At 73.7% G+C, this 19,814-nt stretch carries 8 protein-coding genes; 2 read left to right on the top strand and 6 right to left on the bottom strand.

The genetic code is table 11. From position 1 onward, the window contains the following. Positions 1-115 precede the first annotated feature (115 nt). Positions 116-1,435, bottom strand: coding sequence for a crotonyl-CoA carboxylase/reductase (gene ccrA, locus AB0C78_RS25780; RefSeq protein WP_360752252.1), 1,320 nt, complete (start codon positions 1,433-1,435; stop codon positions 116-118). A gap of 39 nt (positions 1,436-1,474) precedes the next feature. Further along, a complete protein-coding gene (locus AB0C78_RS25775; RefSeq protein ID WP_360752250.1) occupies positions 1,475-8,023 on the bottom strand; it encodes an SDR family NAD(P)-dependent oxidoreductase in 6,549 nt (2,182 codons plus the stop codon). A 291-nt stretch (positions 8,024-8,314) separates the two neighbouring features. On the opposite strand from AB0C78_RS25775, the gene AB0C78_RS25770 reads away from it, so the two are divergent. Further along, a complete protein-coding gene (locus AB0C78_RS25770; RefSeq protein WP_360752247.1) occupies positions 8,315-11,209 on the top strand; it encodes a DHA2 family efflux MFS transporter permease subunit in 2,895 nt (964 codons plus the stop codon). Positions 11,210-11,218: 9 nt separating this feature from the next. Then, on the top strand, positions 11,219-12,451 hold the full coding sequence (locus tag AB0C78_RS25765) for a glycosyltransferase (RefSeq protein ID WP_360752244.1): 1,233 nt from the start codon (positions 11,219-11,221) through the stop codon (positions 12,449-12,451). Positions 12,452-12,454: 3 nt separating this feature from the next. On the opposite strand, the gene AB0C78_RS25760 is transcribed toward AB0C78_RS25765, so the two are convergent. The 4 genes from AB0C78_RS25760 to AB0C78_RS25745 form a co-directional block, all read right to left on the bottom strand. Then, positions 12,455-15,223: an MMPL family transporter gene (locus AB0C78_RS25760; protein WP_360752243.1), complete on the bottom strand. Its 2,769-nt coding sequence runs from the start codon at positions 15,221-15,223 to the stop codon at positions 12,455-12,457. Between the two features lie 98 nt (positions 15,224-15,321). Further along, complete coding sequence (locus AB0C78_RS25755) at positions 15,322-17,118, bottom strand: fatty acyl-AMP ligase (protein ID WP_360752240.1); 1,797 nt, start codon at positions 17,116-17,118, stop codon at positions 15,322-15,324. 254 nt (positions 17,119-17,372) lie between these two features. Beyond that, complete coding sequence (locus tag AB0C78_RS25750; RefSeq protein WP_360752237.1) at positions 17,373-17,606, bottom strand: zf-TFIIB domain-containing protein; 234 nt, start codon at positions 17,604-17,606, stop codon at positions 17,373-17,375. Between the two features lie 183 nt (positions 17,607-17,789). Continuing rightward, complete coding sequence (locus AB0C78_RS25745) at positions 17,790-19,751, bottom strand: hypothetical protein (RefSeq protein ID WP_360752235.1); 1,962 nt, start codon at positions 19,749-19,751, stop codon at positions 17,790-17,792. Positions 19,752-19,814 lie beyond the last annotated feature (63 nt).

Here is a 19,814-nt window from a genome sequence, read left to right as displayed (position 1 = left end):
CTGCCCCCTCTCCTCCCTTGTTCCCGCCGCGCTCTTCCGCGCGCCCCCCCCCCCCGCGCGGCGCGCGGGCCCCCCCCCCCCCCGCCCCCCCCCCCCCCCCACGTCAACGGGGTGGTCAGCGGCGGTAGAGGTGGAACTTCTCCTCGCCGATGCGCTCGCGCAGCGCCGGGTCGTCGACGCCCTGGCCCTCGCCGGTGGCGCCGCAGAGGACGGCGACCTTGCCGATGTGCTGGTTCGTCTGGACGGCGCGGGTCGCCTCGCCCGCCTCGTCCAGCGGGAACGACTTCGACAGCGTCGGGTGGATCATGCCGAGCGAGAACAGCCGGTTCACCTCGACGGCCTCGTGGTAGTTGAAGCCGTGTGAGCCGATGATGCTCTTCAGCCGCATCCACAGGAACCGGTTGTCGTACTCGTGCTTGTAGCCGGTCGACGAGCCGCACGTGACGATCTTGCCGCCGCGCTTGGCGACGTAGACGGACGCGCCGAACGTCTCGCGGCCGAGGTACTCGAACACGATGCCGGGGTCCTCGCCGACGAGGCGGCGGATCGCCTCGCCGAGCATCCGGCCCGCCTTCGGGTGCCGCAGGCCCTGCTCGCCGAGGTTCAGCTCGTTGCGGTTGATGACGTGCTCGCAGCCCTGCGCCCGGACGATGTCGGCCTTCTCGTCGGAGGAGACGACGCCGACCGGGATGCCGCCGCCGTTCTTGACGAGCTGCGTCGCGAACGAGCCGAGCCCGCCGGTGGCGCCCCAGATCAGCACGACGTCGCCCTGCTTCATGCGGGCGCCGTGGGTGCCGACGAGCATCCGGTACGCGGTCGCGGCGCACAGCGTGTTGGAGCCCGCCTCCTCCCAGGTGAGGTGCGCGGGCTTCCTGATCAGCTGGTTCGCCTTGACGATGCAGTACTCGCCGAGCGACCCGAAGTTGGTCTCGAAGCCCCAGGCGAGCTGCGACTCCGACATCATGCCGTCGTCGTAGGAGCCGTGGTCCTCCTCGTCCACGTAGGACGGGGACAGGACGACCTTGTCGCCGACCTTCCAGTTCTTCACGCCGCTGCCGGTGCGGACGACGACGCCGGAGCCGTCGGAGCCGAGGATGTGGTACGGCAGGTCGTGCCGGGCGCCGTACCAGCCCTGCCGGCCGAACTTCTCCAGGAACGCGAACGTCGGCACCGGCTCGAAGATCGCCGACCAGACGGTGTTGAAGTTGATCGCCGCCGCCATCACCGCGACCACGCACTCGTCGGGCGCCAGCTCGGGCATGTCGACCTCGCCGACGTGCAGCGACCGGCGCACGTCCTTGTCGGTCTGCCCGTCGAAGATGCCGACCTCGTCCTTGCGGGTGAACGCGGCACGGAACCGGGTCGGCAGGTCGATCTCCTGCAGCTCGGGTCCGCTCGCTCCGGACCGGACGGCGTCGAGCAGGTCGTGGGCCATGAATGTCCTCCGTGAACGACGGGGTGGGGGGCGCGGCCCTCAGCGGGCCAGAGTTGACCGTGCCGCGGTCCGGTCGCGGCCCGACGCGCCGCGCGCGTCCGGGCCGTCCGCGGGCCGCCGGTTCGCGCCGTCCGCGCCCGCGGCGCGTCCGGCGAGCCGGCCCTCCAGGTGCGCGGCGAGAATCTCCACGCCCGGCGGGTCCAGCAGGTTCAGGTGGTGCACCCCGGGGATCGTGACGATCTCCAGGTCGGAGCAGAGCCCGCCGAAACCGTTGGTCCCGTCGAGCACGTAGCGCGCGTCGCGCACCGCCCAGGGGGTCTCCTCCGGGGCGTAGTAGAGGATGACGCGGCCGTCGTAGGGCTTCGGCTGGTACGCCTCCAGGGATCGGGTGTCCTGGTGGGACGTGAGCTGGTGGGTGAGGGCCGCCGGCGGGATGTAGTCCACCAGCGGCGCCGCACGCTCCATGACCAGCGCGAACTGCGCCTCCTCGTCCAGCCCGGACAGCTCGTCGTAGGTGAGCGTGACGTCCAGGCCGTACGTCTCGTTGATGTAGTCGGCGAACGCGGAGAACCGGCGGGCGAGGGTGTCGGACTCGTCGTCGACGGGCAGCGGGATGCCGGCGTCGAACAGCGCGACGAACTCGACCTCGCGTCCGGCGGCGGTGAGCTGCCGGGCGGTCTCGTAGGCGAGGACGCCGCCGAACGACCAGCCGCCGAGCCGGAACGCGCCCTCGGGCTGCGCTTCGAGCAGGTGCTGGACGTAGCGGGCGGCGCGTTCCTCGACGGACGGCGCGTCCTCGAACCGCTCCAGCCCGTAGACGGGCTGGTCCGCGCCGAGCAGGTCGATGAGCTGCCGGTAGCAGGCGGTGGTGCCGCCGGCGGGGTGCGCGATGAAGATCGGCCGGCGGTCCCCGGTGGGCTTGAGGGGCCGGACGGTCTGCCGGGCGGCCTCCTCGTCGGCGGCCCGGATGACCTCCGCGACGTTCTCCGCGGTCGGGACCTCGAACAGCTCGCCGCGGGTCACCTCCCCGCCGAGCTCGGCGGCGACCATCGCGACGACCTGGTCGGCCTGGTGCTCCTGCCCGCCGAGGTCGGCGAAGAAGTCGGCGGTGACGCCGACCCGGTCGAGGCCGAGGACGTCCTCGAAGATGCGGACGGCGAGGCGCTCGGCGGCGTCGCGCGGCATCACGTAGCCGGACTCGGCGTTCGACACGGCGGTGGGGGCGGCGGCGTCGGCGAGGCCGAGCTCGCCGGACGCCCACTCCTCGAACACGTTCACGCTCGCGCCCTGCAGCAGCACGGCGGGCGGGACGGTGAGGCCGAGGTCGTGCTCGACGCCGCTCTTGATCCGGACGGCGACGAGGGAGTCCAGGCCGAGGTCGGTGAGCGGGACGGCGGGGTCGAGGCGCTCGGGGTCGAAGCCGAGGACGGACGCGATCCGGTACCGGATCTGCGCGGCGATCAGCGTGCGGGCCTCGGCGGGGTCGAGGTCCTTGAGGGCGTCGACCCCGGGCCAGTCGCCCGCGTCGCCCGCGCCGCGTTCCGCCGCGGCCTCGGTCAGCGCCGCGAAGTACGGCATGTTCCGGATCTCGGGGAACAGCTCGACGGCCGTGACGGGGTCGAAGCGCAGCACGCCCGTGGCGGTCATGCCGTGCGCGAGGAGCGTTTCGAGGGCCTCGGCGCCCTCCTCGGGGCTGATCGGGTCGATGACGGTGACCGCGGTGTCGGCGGCGCCGCCGACGCGCGACCAGGTGCCCCAGCCGATCGTGGTGCCGGGGCGGCCGTGCGCCCGCCGGTACGCGGTCAGCGCGTCGATCGCCGCGTTCGCCGCGGCGTACGCGGCCTGGCCGGGCGAGCCGAGCAGCGCCGCCGCCGAGGAGTGCACGGCGAACCAGTCGAGGTCGAGGTCCCAGGTGGCGTCGCTGAGCCGCCGCGCGCCCTCGACCTTCGCCGTCCACACCCTGTGGAGATCGCCGGCGCCGAGGTCGGCGATCAGCCGGTCGTCGATCGCGCCGGCGCCGTGCACGACGCCGCGCAGCGCGAGGCCGCCCTCCCGGGCGACCTTCACGAGGCGCTCGGCGGTGCCGGGCGCGGCGATGTCGCCGAGGACGACGCCGACGTCCACGCCGCTCTCGCGGAGCTTCGCGATCACCTTCTCGGCCTCGGCGCCGGGGCCGCTCCGGCCGGACAGCACGATCCGGCCGGCGCCGCGCTCGGCCAGCAGCCGCGCGGTGACCAGGCCGATCCCGCCGTACCCCCCGGTGATGACGTAGGCGCCGCCGCGCCGGACGATCTTCTTCGGCTTCGCGTCCCCGGTCGGGAGGGCGGCTTGCGCGAGGCGCGCCACGTAGCGGCGGCCGCCGCGCCAGGCGACCTCGCGGGCGTCGCCGCCGCCGAGCAGCTCCTCGACCAGGTCGTTGGGCCGGTCCACGTCGACGAGCGTCGCCCGCTGGACGGTCCGCTCGAACGCCAGGACGCGGGTCAGCGCGGCGGCGAACCCGTGCCCGGGCTCGCCGGCCTCGCCGTCCAGCACGGGGACGGCGCGGTGCGTCGCGACGTACAGGCGCGGGCCGTCGGGCAGCGAACGGCTCGTTTCCGCGACGGCGAGCACGAGGTCTTCGTCGACGAGGTCGGCGGACGGGACGAGCACGACGCCGTCCACGCCGGAGGCGTCGCCCAGGTCGTTGAGGTCGGCAGGGCCGGTGAGGGCGCGGCGGGCGGCGCGGCGGCCGCGGCCTTCCAGCCCGGCGGCCGTCGCGGCGGCGAGCGCGTCGCCGTCCTCGGCGAGGATCAGCCAGGCGCCGTCGCCTTCACGGGGCCCGGGGGCCTCGGCCTCGTCCCACACCAGCTCGACCAGCTTGTCCGCGACGGGAACGGGGACGTCGTGGCGCTCGGTGCGGCGCAGCACGAGGCCGGTCGCCTCCACGAGGACCTCGCCGTCCGCGCCGAGCAGCAGGACGGACCCGGTCATCTCGCCGTCGTCCTGGACCGCCGCCACGCGGACGTGCCCGCCGCGATGGGTGGGCCCGTGGACGCGCAGGCTGCCGATGGTCTCGGCGAGCCAGACGCCGCCGCCCGCGACCGCCGCCGCCTCCGCCGACAGCGCGGCGAGGCAGCGGTCGAACACCTCGGGGTGCAGCCGGTAGTGCCGCGACCCGCGCTCGGCGCCCGCGACCTCCGTCGCCGCGCCGTGCTCCGGCGCGGGGGCGGGACGCGCGTCCTCGCCGACGTCCGCGCTGGCCAGCCGCGCCCACGTGCCCGCGGGCGTCAGCGCGTGCACCTCGACGCGCTGCTCCTCCTCCGCGAACGTCGTCGTCACCGTCGTGTGCGCGGCGAGCGCGAGCGGGCGCTCTATCCACAGGCTGTTGACACGGACCGCGTCGGTGCCGAGCGCCGTCGCACCCGCCGCGAGCGCCATCTCCGCGAACGCCGCGACCGGCAGCGCGGGCAGGCCGTGCACGGCGAGGTCGCCGAGCCACGGCTGCGCGTCCAGGCCGACGTCGGCGCGCCAGGCGTGCCGGTCCTCGCCGGGCAGCTCGACGTGCGCGCCGAGCAGCGGGTGCTCGTCGCGGCCGCCGCGGTTGCGGTTCGACAGGTCGACCCAGTGGCGCTCGTGCCGCCACGGCGACTGCGGGACGTCGACGATCCGGCCGTCCGCAGGCTGCGCGACGGCGAGGCCGTGCGCGGCGAGCGTCGCGAGCTGCGCGTGGAAGGTCAGGGTGTCGTCGGTTTCCTGGCCCTTCGGCGCGCGCTTCAGCGTGTGCGTGACGAGCGCGCCGCTGCCGCCGAGCGTCTCGCCGACCGCGTGCGCGAGGATCGGATGCGCGTTGACCTCGACGAACGTCCGGAACCCGTCCTCGGCCGCCGCCGACACCGCGTCCGTCAGCCGGACCGGGTTGCGCAGGTTCGCCGCCCAGTACTCGACGTCGAGGCGCGCGTCCTCGCCGTCGAACGCGCGCGGGTCGGGCAGCGCCGTCGTGTAGAGCCTGATGCCGTCGGCGAGCGGTGTGCCGGGCTCCAGGCCGACCTCGGCGAGCTGTTCGCGCAGGTCGGGCAGCAGCGGATCGACCTGCGGGGAGTGCCCGGCGCCCTCCGCCTGCACCATGCGCGCGAGACGGCCCTCCGCCTCCGCGCGCTTCACGATCTCCGCGACCTGGTCAGCGTCGCCCGTCACGACCGTCTGCTTCGGCGACGAGTGCACCGCCGCGTACACCTCGGGCAGCCCGTCCGCCAGCCGCTCGACGTCCTGCGCCGACGCGCCGAGCACCGCCATCGCACCGCCGCCGACCAGCTGCGTCAGCAGCCTCGACCGCCGCACGATCACCCGGACGCCGTCCTGCGGGGTGAGCGCGCCCGCGACGACCGCCGCCGCGACCTCGCCCATCGAGTGCCCGATCACCGCGCCCGGCACCACGCCGTACGCCTTCCACATCCGCGCCAGGCCGAGCTGGATCGCGAACAGCACCGGCATCGTGTCGGCCGGGCCGTCCGGCTTGCGGCCCTCCTCGAGCAGCGACCACAGGTCCGGGCCGCCCTCCTCGGCGAACAGGCCGTCCAGGTCGTCGATCGCCTCGGCGAACGCCGGCTCCTCCTCCAGCAGCCGCTGCGCCATGCCCGCCCGCTGCGCCCCGTACCCGGAGAACACCCAGACCGGACGTCCCGGGACACCGAGCGCCGAACCCGTCACCACGCCCGGGTGCGGACGGCCCTCCGCGAGCGCCTTCAGGCCCTCGACCAGCCCGGCGCGGTCACGGGCCGACACCGCCGCGCGGGACCGGCCGCGACCGCCGCGCCGGTGCAGCGTCCGCGCCAGATCGGCGAGCTTCACGTCATCGCGGGCCGGGACCCACTCCGCGAGCAGCGCGGCATGGTCGCGGACGCGGTCGTCGCTCGTGTCCGACAGCGGGAACGTCCGCACCACCGCCGGGTGGCTCGCGACCTCCTGCGCCGGAGCCTCCTCCAGCAGCACGTGCGCGTTCGTCCCGCCGAACCCGAAACCCGACACGCCCGCGCGCGCGGGATGGCTCCGCTCCGGCCACGGCGTCTCGTCCGCGACCACCCTCAGGCGCAGCTCGTCGAAGGGGATATGCGGATTCGGCTCCTTGTAATGCGCGCTGGCCGGGATCACCTTGTGATGCAGCGCCAGAACGGTCTTGATAAGGCCCGCTATGCCCGCCGCCGACTCCATGTGGCCGAGGTTGCTCTTCGCCGACCCGATCAGCAGCGGCTCGTCCGCCGCCCGGCCCGCGCCCAGCACCTCCCCGACCGCCTTCGCCTCGATCGGGTCGCCCAGGAACGTGCCCGTCCCGTGCGCCTCGATGTAGTCGACCTCGGTCGTCTCCACGCCCGCCGACGCGTACACGTCCCGCAGCAGCGCCCGCTGCGCGTCCGAATTCGGCGCCACCAGGCCGTTCGAACGCCCGTCCGAATTGACGCCCGAGCCCTTCACCACCGCGAGGACCCGGTCGCCGTCGCGGACCGCGTCCGACAGCCGCTTCAGCACCACCGCGCCGCAGCCCTCCGCGCGGACCATCCCGTCCGCCGACGCGTCGAACGCCTTGCAGTGCCCGTCCTTCGCCGTCGCGTCCGCCAGGTCGAACGTCATCGTCACCGTCGGCGACAGCAGCACGTTCACGCCGCCCGCGAGCGCCACGTCCGCCTCGCCGCCGCGCAGCGCCTGCACCGCCAGATGCGTCGACACCAGCGACGACGAGCACGCCGTGTCCACGATCATGCTCGGGCCGCGCAGGTCCAGCAGGTACGACAGCCGGTTCGCGATGATGCTCAGCGCCGCGCCCGTCGCCGTGAACGGCTCCAGCGACGCCAGGTCCGACGCGGTGAACGCCGCGTACTCCGGCGCCGACACGCCCACGAACACGCCCGTGCGGCTGCCGCGCAGCGACGCCGGGCCGATCCCCGCGTGCTCGAACGCCTCCCACGCCACCTCGAGGACGAGGCGCTGCTGCGGGTCCATCACCGCCGCCTCGCGCGGCGTGATCCCGAAGAACTGCGCGTCGAACTCCGCCACGTCGTCCAGGAACCCGCCGAGCCGCGTCGTCCGCGCCAGCCGGTCGGCGACCTCGGGGGACCCGTCGTCGAACGGGTCCCAGCGGCCGTCCGGCACCTCCCGGATCGCGTCGCCCCGGCCCGTCAGGAACCGCCAGTACTCCGCCGGGCCCGTCAGGTCGCGGTCGCCGCCGGGGAACCGGCAGCCGATCCCGATCACCGCGATCGGCTCGTCGTCCCGCACCGCCGCCCGCACCGGCACCGCCTGCTCCGCCTCCGCCTCGGCCGGATCGGCTCCGCCCGCCAGCGCCCGGGAGAGCTTGCTGATCGTCGGGTGCTCCCACACCAGCGTCGCCGGGAGCGCCCGGCCCAGCATCTGCTCGAGGTCCCCCGCGATCGCCACCGCGTCCCGCGACGCCAGCCCGAACTCCTCGAGCGGACGGTCCGGGTCGACCTCGGCCTCGGCGATCCTGGAGCGCCGCGCGATCTGCTCGATCAGGTGCCGGCGAATCGCGTCCTCGGCGACACGAGGCTCGCCCTCCGCGTTGTCGCGCGCGGCTCCGGAACGATCGTTGCTCTGCATGCGGTGGGTTCCCCCCATGAAACCGGGATCGTTCATCGAAGCGGAGGGACCACTTTGTCCTACGGTGACCGGCTCACGATGCGCATCCAGACCACTTTTCTCCCCGGCTACTTGTCACGGTGATGACAAGACTCGGCAGTAACCAATGTGGCCTGATGGGATAGTTGAGGGACTCTGGCCTAACAGCGGGCCGAGTGACCGGATGCCAACCAATAGTAACAATAGCCACGAACGCTTTTAGGGGGAAGCGGCGGATTTCCCGGTGGCACGGGACCCCCGCCGCGGGATCAGGTGACCCGGGGCCGATACCGATGGGCGCTGGCGGTGGTGGCCGTCAGCGCGTTCATGACCACCATGGACAACACGGTGGTCTTCACCGCGCTGCCCAGGATCATGGCCGACCTCGGCATGTCGTCCTCCGCCAAGGACTGGGTCGCCACCGGCTACATCCTCATGTTCTCCTGCCTGATGATCACCGGCGGGCGGCTCACCGACATCTACGGCTGCCGCGTCACCTTCACCACCGGCATGGTCGTCTTCACCGCCGCCTCCGCGGTCTGCGGCCTCTCCCACACCTCCGAAGTGCTCATCCTCGCCCGCATCGTGCAGGGCGGCGGCGCCGCGCTCGTCCTGCCCGCCACCCAGGTCATGGTCACCGTCGGGCGCAACGACAAACAGCGCTCCATCGGCAACATCGTCTTCATCGGCGCCGCGTCCAGCGCCACCGCGCTCGGCCCCACCATCGGCGGCATCATCGTCGAGCATTTCCACTGGGGCTGGATCTTCCTCATCAACATCGTCCCCGGCATCCTCGTCATCCTGCTCGGCGCCGTCGTCCTCACCGGCCGCAGCAAGAACCCGCACGCCCGCATCGACCTGCCCGGCGTGCTCATCTCCGCGACGATGCTGTTCGCCTTCATCTACGGCCTCGAAGACGGCAACAAGCACGGCTGGGCCGACCCGTCCGTCCTCAGCACCTTCGCCCTCGGCGCCATCGCGCTCGCCTGCTTCATCGTCGTCGAGAGCTGGGCCCCCGACCCGATGATCGACCTGCGGTTCTTCCGCAACCGCGTCTTCACCGGCGGCCTCGTCTCCCAGATGCTCTACGGCATCGGGTTCAACGGCATGATGTTCTACTCCCAGCCGTTCCTGCAGCGCTTCCTCGGCTTCTCCCCGCCCGAGGCCGGCCTCGTCATGCTGCCCCCCGCCCTCACGATCATGGTGCTGACGCCCGTCGCGTTCCTCCTCGCCACCAAGATCGGCCCCCGCCCCGCCATCGGCGCCGGCATGGGCCTCATGGGCGTCGGCATGGTGCTGTTCTCCACCCTCGGGATCGGCGACGGGTACGCCGACCTCATGCCGGGCGTCCTGCTCGTCGGCGTCGGCGCCGCCCTCGCGATGCCGCTCGTCATGTACGTCCTCAAGGCCGTCCCCGAGAAGCGCGCCGGCGTCGCCAGCGGCGTCATCAACGTCATCCGCGAGGCGTCCGGCGCGTTCGGCATCGCCATCGTCGGCCTGCTCATCCAGACCGTCCCCGACGAGGGCGCCAGCGCCAAGGCCCTGGAGACGTTCCGGCAGGGCACCTCGTCCGGGCTCGTCCTCGGCGCCGTCCTCGTCCTCATCGGCGGCGTCATCAGCGGCCTCACCCTGCCCAGCCGGCGCGGCTGGCTCGGCCCCAAGCACGGCAAGCAGGCCCCCCTCGTCACCGAACCCGCCGCCGCCGCTCAGCCCGAACCCGCCCTCGCCACCGCCGCCGCCACCGCCACTCCCCGCGACCCGCTCCCCGTCGTCCCCGGCCCGGACCCCGCCGGCGCCGACCCGTCCGCCGGTCCCGTCCCCGCGCCCGCCCCCCTCATGACGGAAACGGACACCATGGCCGCACCCCGCACCCCCGGCCCCCACTGGTGGAGCGACACCCCCGACGACGACGCGCCCGCCGCCTGGCGCCCCACCCCGCCGGACGCGACGTCCCCCTGGCAGGACTGGGCCGACACCGCCATCCCGACCTGGACCAGCCCCGCCGAGGAGCCCCCGCCGCCGCCCACCAGCAAGTGGTTCGACGACGAGTCCGCCGCCCGCTCCCGCGGCACCCTCCCGCTGGACGACGACCCCCTCGCCACCCTCCCCGACCGCTGGACGCCCGGCGGCTCGCCCCTCCCGGCCCCCACCCCCGCCACCGAACCCATCGCCGCCGCCCTCCTCAACGAACTCGCGTCCCGCGGCAAGAACCCCCCGCCCAACGAGCAGGCGGCGGACGGCGAGAACCCCGCCCCCTCAACACCCCCCACCGCCCAGGACCCCGAGGCCTCTTCCGGCGCCGCGGCGTCGCCCCCGCCCGAAACACCGGATGCCGCAGACGCCGAAAACCCGGCGGCGGCCCCCGAGGACGACCTCGTCGCAACATCGCTCCACGTCCCGCGCTCGGGCGGCGCCAGCGAGGCGACGACCGAGCCGAGCGGCGCAGCAGGCACCGCGCCGTCCCAGCCGATCACACTGAACTGGGAGACCCCCGACCCGCTGAGCACCCCGCCCACGCCCAGCGACGACACGGTCCAGCCGAGCACGACCAAGCACGCGCCAACCGCCCAAGGCGAAACACGCGAACCCGACCAGCCCAGCGGCCCCCAGCGCGTGGGCGACTCAGGCCAGGCGGCAGACGCCCAGCCAAGCCCCGGGCCGACGCCACTGACCGCGTCAAGCCAGCACACCCCCGACCCGCTGACCGCCCCAGTGACGCCCATCCACGACGCCGTGCAGCCGAGCACGACCAAGCACGCGCCAACCGCCCAAGGCGAAACACGCGAGCCCGACCAGCCGAGCGACCTCCAGCGCGTCGGCGACTCTGGCCGGGCGGCAGAGGAGCCGCTGGTCGCGGCGGGTCAGGACGTCTCCGATCCGCTGAGCGCCCCGGTGATGAGCGAGCCTCGCGGGGTGCCGGACGTCGACGAGCGGCCGCGTCACGTGCTCGGCGGCGAGCCTGGGGACGCCTGGGTGGCCGGGCGCGGAGGGGCGGCCGGCGAGCCGGAGCGGGGCGAAGAAGTGGCGGGTGACGGCGAGGTGCCGGAGGTCGGCGGGCCGGGCTGGCCTCCGCCGCCGCCGGACGGATGGTTGTACACGCCGTACGTGCCCGAGGACGGGGAGCCGCCCGGCGAACCGTCCGCCAGTCCGCGCAGCGACGCTTGGTGAGGAGCCGCCGTGAGCCGAATCGTGATCTTCGCCGCGGGTTCGCGGGGGGACATCCAGCCGTGCGTGGCGCTCGGGCGGGCGCTGCGGGAGCGCGGTGACGAGGTCCGACTCGTCGCGAGCGCGCGGTACGCGCCGATGGCGGTCGCGGCGGGGCTGGAGTTGGCCCCGCTGACGGCCGACCCGACGGAGATCCTGGAGTCGGACGCGGGGCAGGAACTGCTGGCCGGCGGCCGGAACCCGGTGAAGTTCCTCGGCGGGTTCCGGCGCATCCTCGGGCCGATGGCGGAACGGTTGCTGGGCGAGTGCCTCGACGCGTGCAAGGGCGCCGATCTGATCCTGGGGCCGACGCTCGGGTTCCTGCCGGAGCACATCGGCGCGCATCTGGACGTGCCGCGGGCGCTGATCCATTTCCAGCCGAGCCAGCCGACGGGGGCGTTCCCGCACCCGTTCGTGCCGCAGGCGCGGATGCTGGGGCGGTGGGGCAACCGGGCGAGCTTCGGGGCGGTCGACCAGATCGCGTGGCAGCTGTCGCGGCCGTTCATCAACCCGTGGCGGGACGAGCGGCTGGGGCTGCCGCGGCTCCCGCTGCGGGGCCTGCGCCGGGACGGGACGGCGGTGCTGGCGTGCTTCAGCGAGGCCGTGGTGCCGCGCCCGGCGGACTGGCCGGCGAGCGTGCACATGACCGGGTACTGGTTCCTGGACGAGCCGGAGTGGGAGCCGCCGGAGGAGATCGCGGCGTTCCTGGAGGCGGGGCCCGCGCCGGTCTACGTCGGGTTCGGGAGCATGGTGCCGAAGGACGCGGACATGACGGGCCGGGTCGTCCGGGCGGCGCTGCGGCTCGCGGGCCTGCGCGGCGTGGTGCAGGGCGACCCGGACACGTCGGACGACCAGGTCCTCGCGGTGCGGGACGTCCCGCATTCGTGGCTGTTTCCCCGCATGTCGGCGGTCGTGCACCACGGCGGCGCGGGGACGACGGCGGCGGGGCTGCGGGCGGGCGTGCCGACGGTCGTGTGCCCGTTCTTCGGGGACCAGCCGTACTGGGGCGAGCGGGTCGCCGCGCTGGGCGCGGGGCCGGCGCCGCTGCCGTTCCGCGCGATGACGGTGCCGCGGCTCGCGCGGAGGCTGCGGCGCGTCGCCGAGGACCAGGAGATGGCCGACCGGGCGTACGAGGTGGGCCGGCGGATCCGGGCGGAGGACGGTGTGGGCCGCGCCCGCGACGTCATCGACGGGCTGCTGCGCTGAGCGTCAGTCGGAGCTCCACGTCCAGCCGTTGCCGTCGGGGGACGGGACGATCCGGCGCTTGACGCGCGGGGGCCGGACGGGCCGCGGCTGCGGCTGGCCGTTCGCCCACGGCGCCCACGGTGCCTGCGCCGGGCGCGACGCGGACGGGTGCGGGTCGCGGAACACCAGTTGCGGCCGTTCGCCGTCGACCGGTCCGCCCGGGGCGGGCTGCAGGACCGGCCGGAACGCGTCGTTCGCGTCCCGCACCGGGGTGGCGGGCGCGGGCGGCGGCACGGCGGGCTCGGGTGCCGACCGCGCGGCAGGCGCGGGCCGCGGCGCGGCGGCGGCCGGTGCGGCGGCAGGCGGCGCGGCGGGCGCAGGGGGTGCTGGGGGTGCTGGGGGTGCCTCGGAGGTGCCCTGCTCCCAGTGCATCCGGTACGGGAACGGCTGCGCCTCCGGCAGGGGCGGCGGCACCGCGACGGTCGCCGCGCCCGCGCCCGCGGCGGCCACGCTGTGCTCGCGCAGGTCCATCTTGGCGTGCAGGAACGCGAGCGGCCCGGGCAGCCACCAGTTCGCCTTGCCCATGAACCGCATGGTGGCGGGGACGAGCAGTGACCGGACGAGCGCCGCGTCCACGACCACGGCGACGAACATGCCGACGCCGATCAGCTTCACGACGGTGATGCCGGCCATGCTGAAAGCGCCGATGACGACGAGGAACAGCAGCGCGGCGCTGGTGATGATGCCGCCGGTGTGCTGCATGCCGCGGGCGACGGCGGCGCGGTTGTCGTGGGTGCGGTCCCATTCCTCGCGGATGCGGCTGAGCAGGAAGACCTCGTAGTCCATCGACAGGCCGAACACGACGGCGAGGATGAGGATCATGCTGGTGGCCTCGACGCCGCCGGTCGGGGTGAAGTTCAGGACGCCGGCGAGGTGCCCGTACTGGAAGCCCCAGACGATCGCGCCGAACGACGCGCCGATCGACAGCACGTTCATGACGATGGCCTTCAGCGGCAGCACGACGGAGCCGAAGAACATGAACAGCAGGAGGAACGTGGCGAGCCCGACGGCGATCGCCATCTTCGGCAGGCTGCGCATCAGGCTGGACATCAGGTCCATCTGCGCGGCGGTGCTGCCCCCGACGTCGATGTGCATCGGGTAGCCGTCCTTGACGAGGCTCATGCCCCGGACCCGTTTGACGAGGTCTTGGGCGTGCTCGTCCATCGGCTCGTACTTGTGCGTCACGGAGATGCGGACGCCGCCGTACGCGCCGGAGTAGCCGGTGAACTTCGCCTCGGTGACGCCGGGGAGCGCGGCGAGCTTCTTGCGGAAGTCCTCCAGGTAGGGCGGGATGTTGTCGCCCGACTTGGACGGTTTCCAGTCGCGCGGGATGAGGTCGCCGGAGATGACGACGTCGATGGGTTCGGCGGTGCCGTTCGGGAAGTCGGCCTTGACGTTCTCGACGACGGCGCGGGTCGGGCTGTCCTTCGGCAGGACGCGGGCGTCGATGCTGCCGAACTGGACGTGCAGGAACGGCCCGAACATGACGCCGAGGATCACCAGCACCACCGCGAAGTACGGCAGCGGGTGCTTCATGACGCTGTGGCCGAGCCGGTACCAGAAGCCGCTGTCGTGGTCGCGCTGCGCGCGCTTGGAGGTGGGGCGCCGCCACGGCATCCGGCCGCCCTCGACGCGCGGCCCGAGGATCGCGAGCAGCGTCGGGAGCAGGACGGTGGCGCCGAACACGGCGACCATGACGGTGGCGATGCCGGCGAGCCCGATCGTCCGCAGGAACATCTGCGGGAACAGCAGCAGGCCCGCGAGCGCGGCGGACACCGTCACGCCGGAGACCATGATGGTGCGGCCGGCGGTCGCGAGGGTCGCCGCGAGGGCGTCCTCGCGGAGCGGCCGCATCGCCTCCCGGTGCGCCTTCTTCGCCGCCTTGCGCGCCTGTTTCCCGCGTTCCCGCTTCCACGGTTTCCCTGGCGGGACTCCGTGCGCGGCCATGCCGCGCTGCAGTTCCTCCCGGAACCGGCTGATGATGAACAGCGAGTAGTCGATCGCGAGGCCGACGCCCATCATCGTGACGACCTCGAGCGCGAAGGACGTCACGTCCGCGGCGTAGGTGACGACGTGCAGGACGGCGAGGCCGCCGATCATCGAGAACACCGCGACGAACAGCGGCAGGGACGCGGCGACGACCGCGCCGAACAGCAGGATCAGCAGGATCAGCAGCGGCAGCGCGGTGATCGTCTCCGCGCGGACGATGTCGGCGGTGACCTGCTCGCCGAACTCCTGCCCGAGCGGGACGGCGCCGCCGAACTGGACGGTCAGCCCCGGCGCCTTCAGCCGCTCCTTGATGTCCTGGTAGTTCTTCAGCTTGGTCGGGTCGTCGCCCTTCAGCTTCAGCGCGACGAACGTCTCGTGCTTGTCGCGGGACGCGAACGACACCGCGTCCTTCTCGTCCAGCGCCCAGTAGGAGATGATCTCCTCGACGCGGTCCTTCGGCAGCCGCGCGACGGTGGTGACGACGTCGGCCTCGTAGCGCGGGTCGTCCACCGTCATCGTGTCGCTCTTGTAGAGGACGAGGACGTCGGGGTTCGTGCTGCCGAAGTAGGTGGCGCCGAGCCGGGCGACGAGCGTCGAGGACGCGTTCGGGTCCTCGAAGCCGCCCGCCTTGAACTTCGCGAACACGCCGAGGCCCCAGGCGCCGGCGACGCCGGTCAGCAGCAGGATGCAGACGAGGCTGACCCACCGCCGACGGTGGATGAGACGTCCCAGCCCCGAGAGCATGGTCCTCCTGTGTCGTCGCGGCCGCGGGGCGCGGCGCCCCGCGGCCCTGTCGAGCCGATGCCGTACGGCGGCCTCGCCCCGTGCGTGCGAGGCCGAGACTACTTGCGGGACGCGAGCCGCGCCGCCGTGGTCGGCAGTGCGCCGTCCAGGTACCGCTGCCGCGTCGCCGCGCGGGCGATCTTGCCGCTGGACGTGCGGGACACCCCGCCCGGCTCGACGAGCAGGAACGCGTGCACGCTCATCTCGTGCTCGACGTTCACGGCGCCGCGCACCGCCGACTCGACCTCGTCCAGGTCCAGCCGGCCGAGCGGCACCCGCCGGTTCCGCTCGGCGACCACCACGAGCCGCTCGGTCTCCTCGCCGGGCAGCGCGAACGCGGCGACGTGGTCGGGCCGCACCGCCGGGTGCGCCTCCTGCGTGGTGACCTCGATGTCCTGCGGGTAGTGGTTGCGGCCGTCGACGATGATCAGGTCCTTGATGCGGCCGGTGACGTACAGCTCGCCCTCGTGGATCACGCCGTAGTCGCCGGTCTTCATCCACGGCCCGGCCGGCAGGTCGCCGGGGTCGGCGAGCTCGCCGCCGAAGGTGTCCTGGCTGCGCTCGGAATTGCGCCAGTACCCGGCGGCGGTGTTCGGTCCGTGCACCCAGATCTCGCCGACGTGCCCGTCGGGCTGCTCGGTGCGCGCGTCCGGGTCGACGATCGCGACGAGCTGCCCGGACGGCCGGCCGCACGACACCAGCGTGCTGGCCCGCTCCGCGTCCGCGGCGCACAGCCGCACCTCGCCCTGCGTGAGGACGTCCCGGTCCACCGAGATGATCTTCGGGGGGACGTCCTCGGCGGCGGCGGTGACGAACACCGTCGCCTCCGCCAGCCCGTACCCGGGGGCCTGCGCGCCCGGGCGCAGCCCCGCCGGCGCGAGCGCCTCCGCGAACGTCGACAGCGTCGACGTCCGGATCGGCTCCGCGCCGTTCAGGCAGGTCGTCAGCCCGGACAGGTCCAGGCCCTCCAGCTTCTCCGGCGACGCCATCGACGCCACGTACTCGTACGCGAAGTTCGGGCCCGCCGTGTAAACGTTCTTGCCCGGCCGCGACGCGATCAGCTGGAGCCAGCGCATCGGGTTCATGATGAACGACACCGGGTCGGTGTAGATCGCGTGGTCGCCGCGCACCAGCGGCAGCGCCATCGTCGCGATCAGGCCCATGTCGTGGAACAGCGGCAGCCAGCTCACGAGCTCCGGGTCCGGCTTCTCCGGCGCCCACCCGGACCACAGCTGCGCCGCGTTCGCCGTCACGTTCCCGTGCGTGATCTCGACGCCCGCGGGGCGGCGCGTCGACCCCGACGTGTACTGCAGGTACGCCAGGTCGTCGAACCCGATCGGCTCGTCCTCCCAGGACCCGGCGAGCCCGAGGTCGACCTCCTCGGCGAAGAGGATCTCCTTCGGCTGCGGGACGTCGTGGTCGGCGAGGAACTTCTCCACGTGCGGCAGCGCGTTCCGGGTCGTGACGATGACCGCGGGCTCGCTGTCGGTGTACGCGCCGATCAGCCGGTCGGCGTGCCCGGGCAGGTCCGGCGAGAACAGCGGCACCGCGATGACGTGCGCGTACATCGCGCCGAGCATCGTCATCATGTACTCGAGCGTCTGCGGCAGCAGCAGCGCGGCCCGCTCGCCGGGCCCGGTCACCTGGCGCAGCGCGGTCGCCGTCGCGCGGGCGCGCCGGTCGGTCTCCGCCCAGCTCAGCGTGATGTGCTTGCCGGCCGGGTCCAGCGAGTAGTCGACGAAGGTGAAGGCCGGGGCGTCCGGCTTCTCCCTCGCCCACCGCGCGACCCGCTCGATCAGCGGGGTGCGGCCGGAGCCGCCGGGCAGCAGTTCGGGAAGCAGCGAGCCCAATGCCATTGATCAATCTCCCGAGGGGACGGGCCGGGCGGGCCATCGTGGGGGTGGGCGCCGTCGGCGATGCGTGCAGTCGGCCGGACGACTGTGTCTGGCGCCCCCCGGCAACCGGCGATGATCGTGAAGCTACCCGATGGTAGGCAGCAGGCGATATTAGCTGCGCGCCACATTCGCCGCGGCCGGGTTTGTCACCGCCGTGACAAGAGGAATTGCCTTTTCACGCCTGGGCGCAGGCGTCGTTACCGACCGTGTGCGGACTAGTGGTCCGCCGCGAAGATCTGCTGCATGATGCCACGCCGGTGCCGCCCCTGGTAGGTGGTGTCGGGGTTCTCCGCCTCGGGGAGTTCGGCCAGGTAGCGGCTCTCCGCGTCGATCAGCTGCTCCAGTTCGCCGCGGTCGAGGAACACGCCCTTGCAGCCGGGGCATTCCTCGATGACCACGCCGTGCCGTTCGTGGGTGTCGAGCGCGGACGCGCACTTCGGACACCGCATCGTCGCTTCTGACATACCGGATCCCCTGTCCGTGACCGCAGCTTTACTGTCAGCGGATCAGCTTAGTGACACGGTCCCCTATTTGGCACCGGGGCAGGACATCCACCGTCGAATCGCACGCGCGCCCGCGCCCCCTCCCCCGTTCCGTCGCCGCACCGCGCCCGGCAGGTTGCGGTCGGCCCGTCAGAGGTACGCGCCGCCTCGCGCGGCCGCCTCCGCTCTCGCCTCGGCTGCGCGGGTCTCCGCGCGGTAGAGCGCGATGCGGCGCCGCCACAGGCCGAAGCACGCCGCGCCCCACAGCAGGCCGATCTCCGCGACGATCGCGACGCCGAGGACCACGGCCCAGTCGGTCCCGTTGCCCTGCTCCATCCCGACCGGCGACACCAGCGTCATCCGGCCGTCGCCGCGGTCGGTGCCGTCGCTCGTCGTCCCCGCCATCGCCTGGCTGTTCGGCACGGGCATCTGCCCCGGCGCGTTCAGCGGCGGCAGCGGGACGCCCGGCCGTCCGGGGGTCGGCACGACGGGCAGCTTGGGCACCTGCTCCTCCTTCACGTGTCCGCCCCCGGCGGTGCCGCCGTAGCCGGCGCCGCCGTCCGTCCCCGCCCACTCGCCGGACGGGTAGTCGTCCTCCGTCGACGGAACGCTGCCCGAGGAGGCACCGCCGTGATGCTTGTGCTTCCCGCTCCCGGCGGAAGCGCCGTCGTCCCACGGCAGCCCCATCTCGGACGGCACGCCATCGTCGTACGACCAGGTGTGATGGCTGGGTGCGCCGCCTCCACCGGCCGCGCTGCTCGGCCCGCCGCCGTAGATGGTGATGGTGTGCTGGGTCGGCGCGGCGTCGTGCTTCGGTGCGGCGTGGTGGCTCGTTGAGTTCTGGGATGCGGTGCCCTGGCCGGTCTGCGCACTGTGATGCGTAGGCGCTCCGCTGTGCGGCTGCGCAGCCGCCGCCCCGGTACCGGTGCCGGTCGCACGGGGCTTGCTGTGTTGCGGCTTCCCGGCCATCGACGGCCGGCCGGGCGTTGGCGGCTGGCCGTGGGTCGGTGGCCGACCGTGGTGGGGCGGTTGGCCGTTGTAGGACGGCTGGCCGTGGTGGTGCGGCTTCCCGTGCCCGCACGGCTGACCGTCTGTGGACGGCTTCCCATGCGCAGGCTGCTGCCCGTGCGCCGACGGCTTTCCATGGGCGGACGACTGACCCTGGGTGGACGACTGGCCGTTGGCGATCGGCTTTCCGTGGGCGGACGGCTGACCGTGCGCCGGTGGGCGGCCTTGGGCGGGTTGGGGGGCGGTGGTCGGTGGTTGGGCGTGGGTGGGGGGTTGGCCGTTGGTGGACGGGTGTGGTGGGCGGACGGGGTGCGGGGGCCGGCCGTTGTCCACCGGCCGGCCTTGCTGCTGGAGCTGGCCGTCCTGTGGTGGCTGGTTCTGGGCGGCGGACGCCGGCGGGGTCTTTTGGCAGGGCGAGGCCGGGGCGGTGTCCTGGGGGCGGCCGGTCTGGCACTGGGAGGTGCCTTGCGGAGCGGCGGTGGTGCTGGCAGGGGCGGCGTCCTGGCAGTGCTTGCCGGGGACGGGTGCGTCGGCGGTGCAGTGCGCGTCTCCTTCGTTGGGGGCGGTCTGGGGCTGGGCGGGCGGCGCGTCGGCCGCGGCGGACGCGCCGTCGCCGGACGACAGGTCGAGGACGACGCGGGACGTGCGGGGGTCGGCGTTGTCGGCGGCGACGACGGTGAGGATGGCCGGCGGGGTCTCGGGCGGCCGTTCCACGGCGGCGGCCGGGAGGGAGACGGTGGCGGTCCGCGTCACGGTCGCGCCGCCCACGTCGCCGAGGTCGCAGCGCAGTTCGTGGCCGGAGTCCAGCCGGGCGCAGCCCGGCGGACGGTCCGCCCAGGTCAGCGGGTCGGCGGCGAGGAGGCGCAGGACGGCGTGGTGCGCGACGCCGCCCTCGGCGCGGACGCGGACGGTGTGGCCGAGCGCGTAGCCGGGCGCGCCGACGGCGCCGGCGGACGTCGAGGTCTCGGCGAGGAGCCGGACGGCGCCCGGGTTGGCGTTCGCGGACGCCCCGGTGAGCATCATCGGCGGGACGACGAGCGCGCCGCCCGCCATGATCGCGCCGACGCGCGCCCTGCTGCGTGTCCTGCTGCCACCGGTTCGCACGGGGTCCCCTCTCGCGGTTCCACTTCTCTATTGCCGCCGGGGGGCCACTGGTTCATTGCGGTG

It is taken from the genome of Actinomadura sp. NPDC048394, from assembly GCF_040651755.1.
GTDB classification, from domain to species: Bacteria; Actinomycetota; Actinomycetes; order Streptosporangiales; family Streptosporangiaceae; genus Spirillospora; species Spirillospora montaniterrae.
The sequence above is the reverse complement of the archived record's forward strand: the minus strand, read 5'-3'. Positions and strand labels throughout refer to the sequence as shown.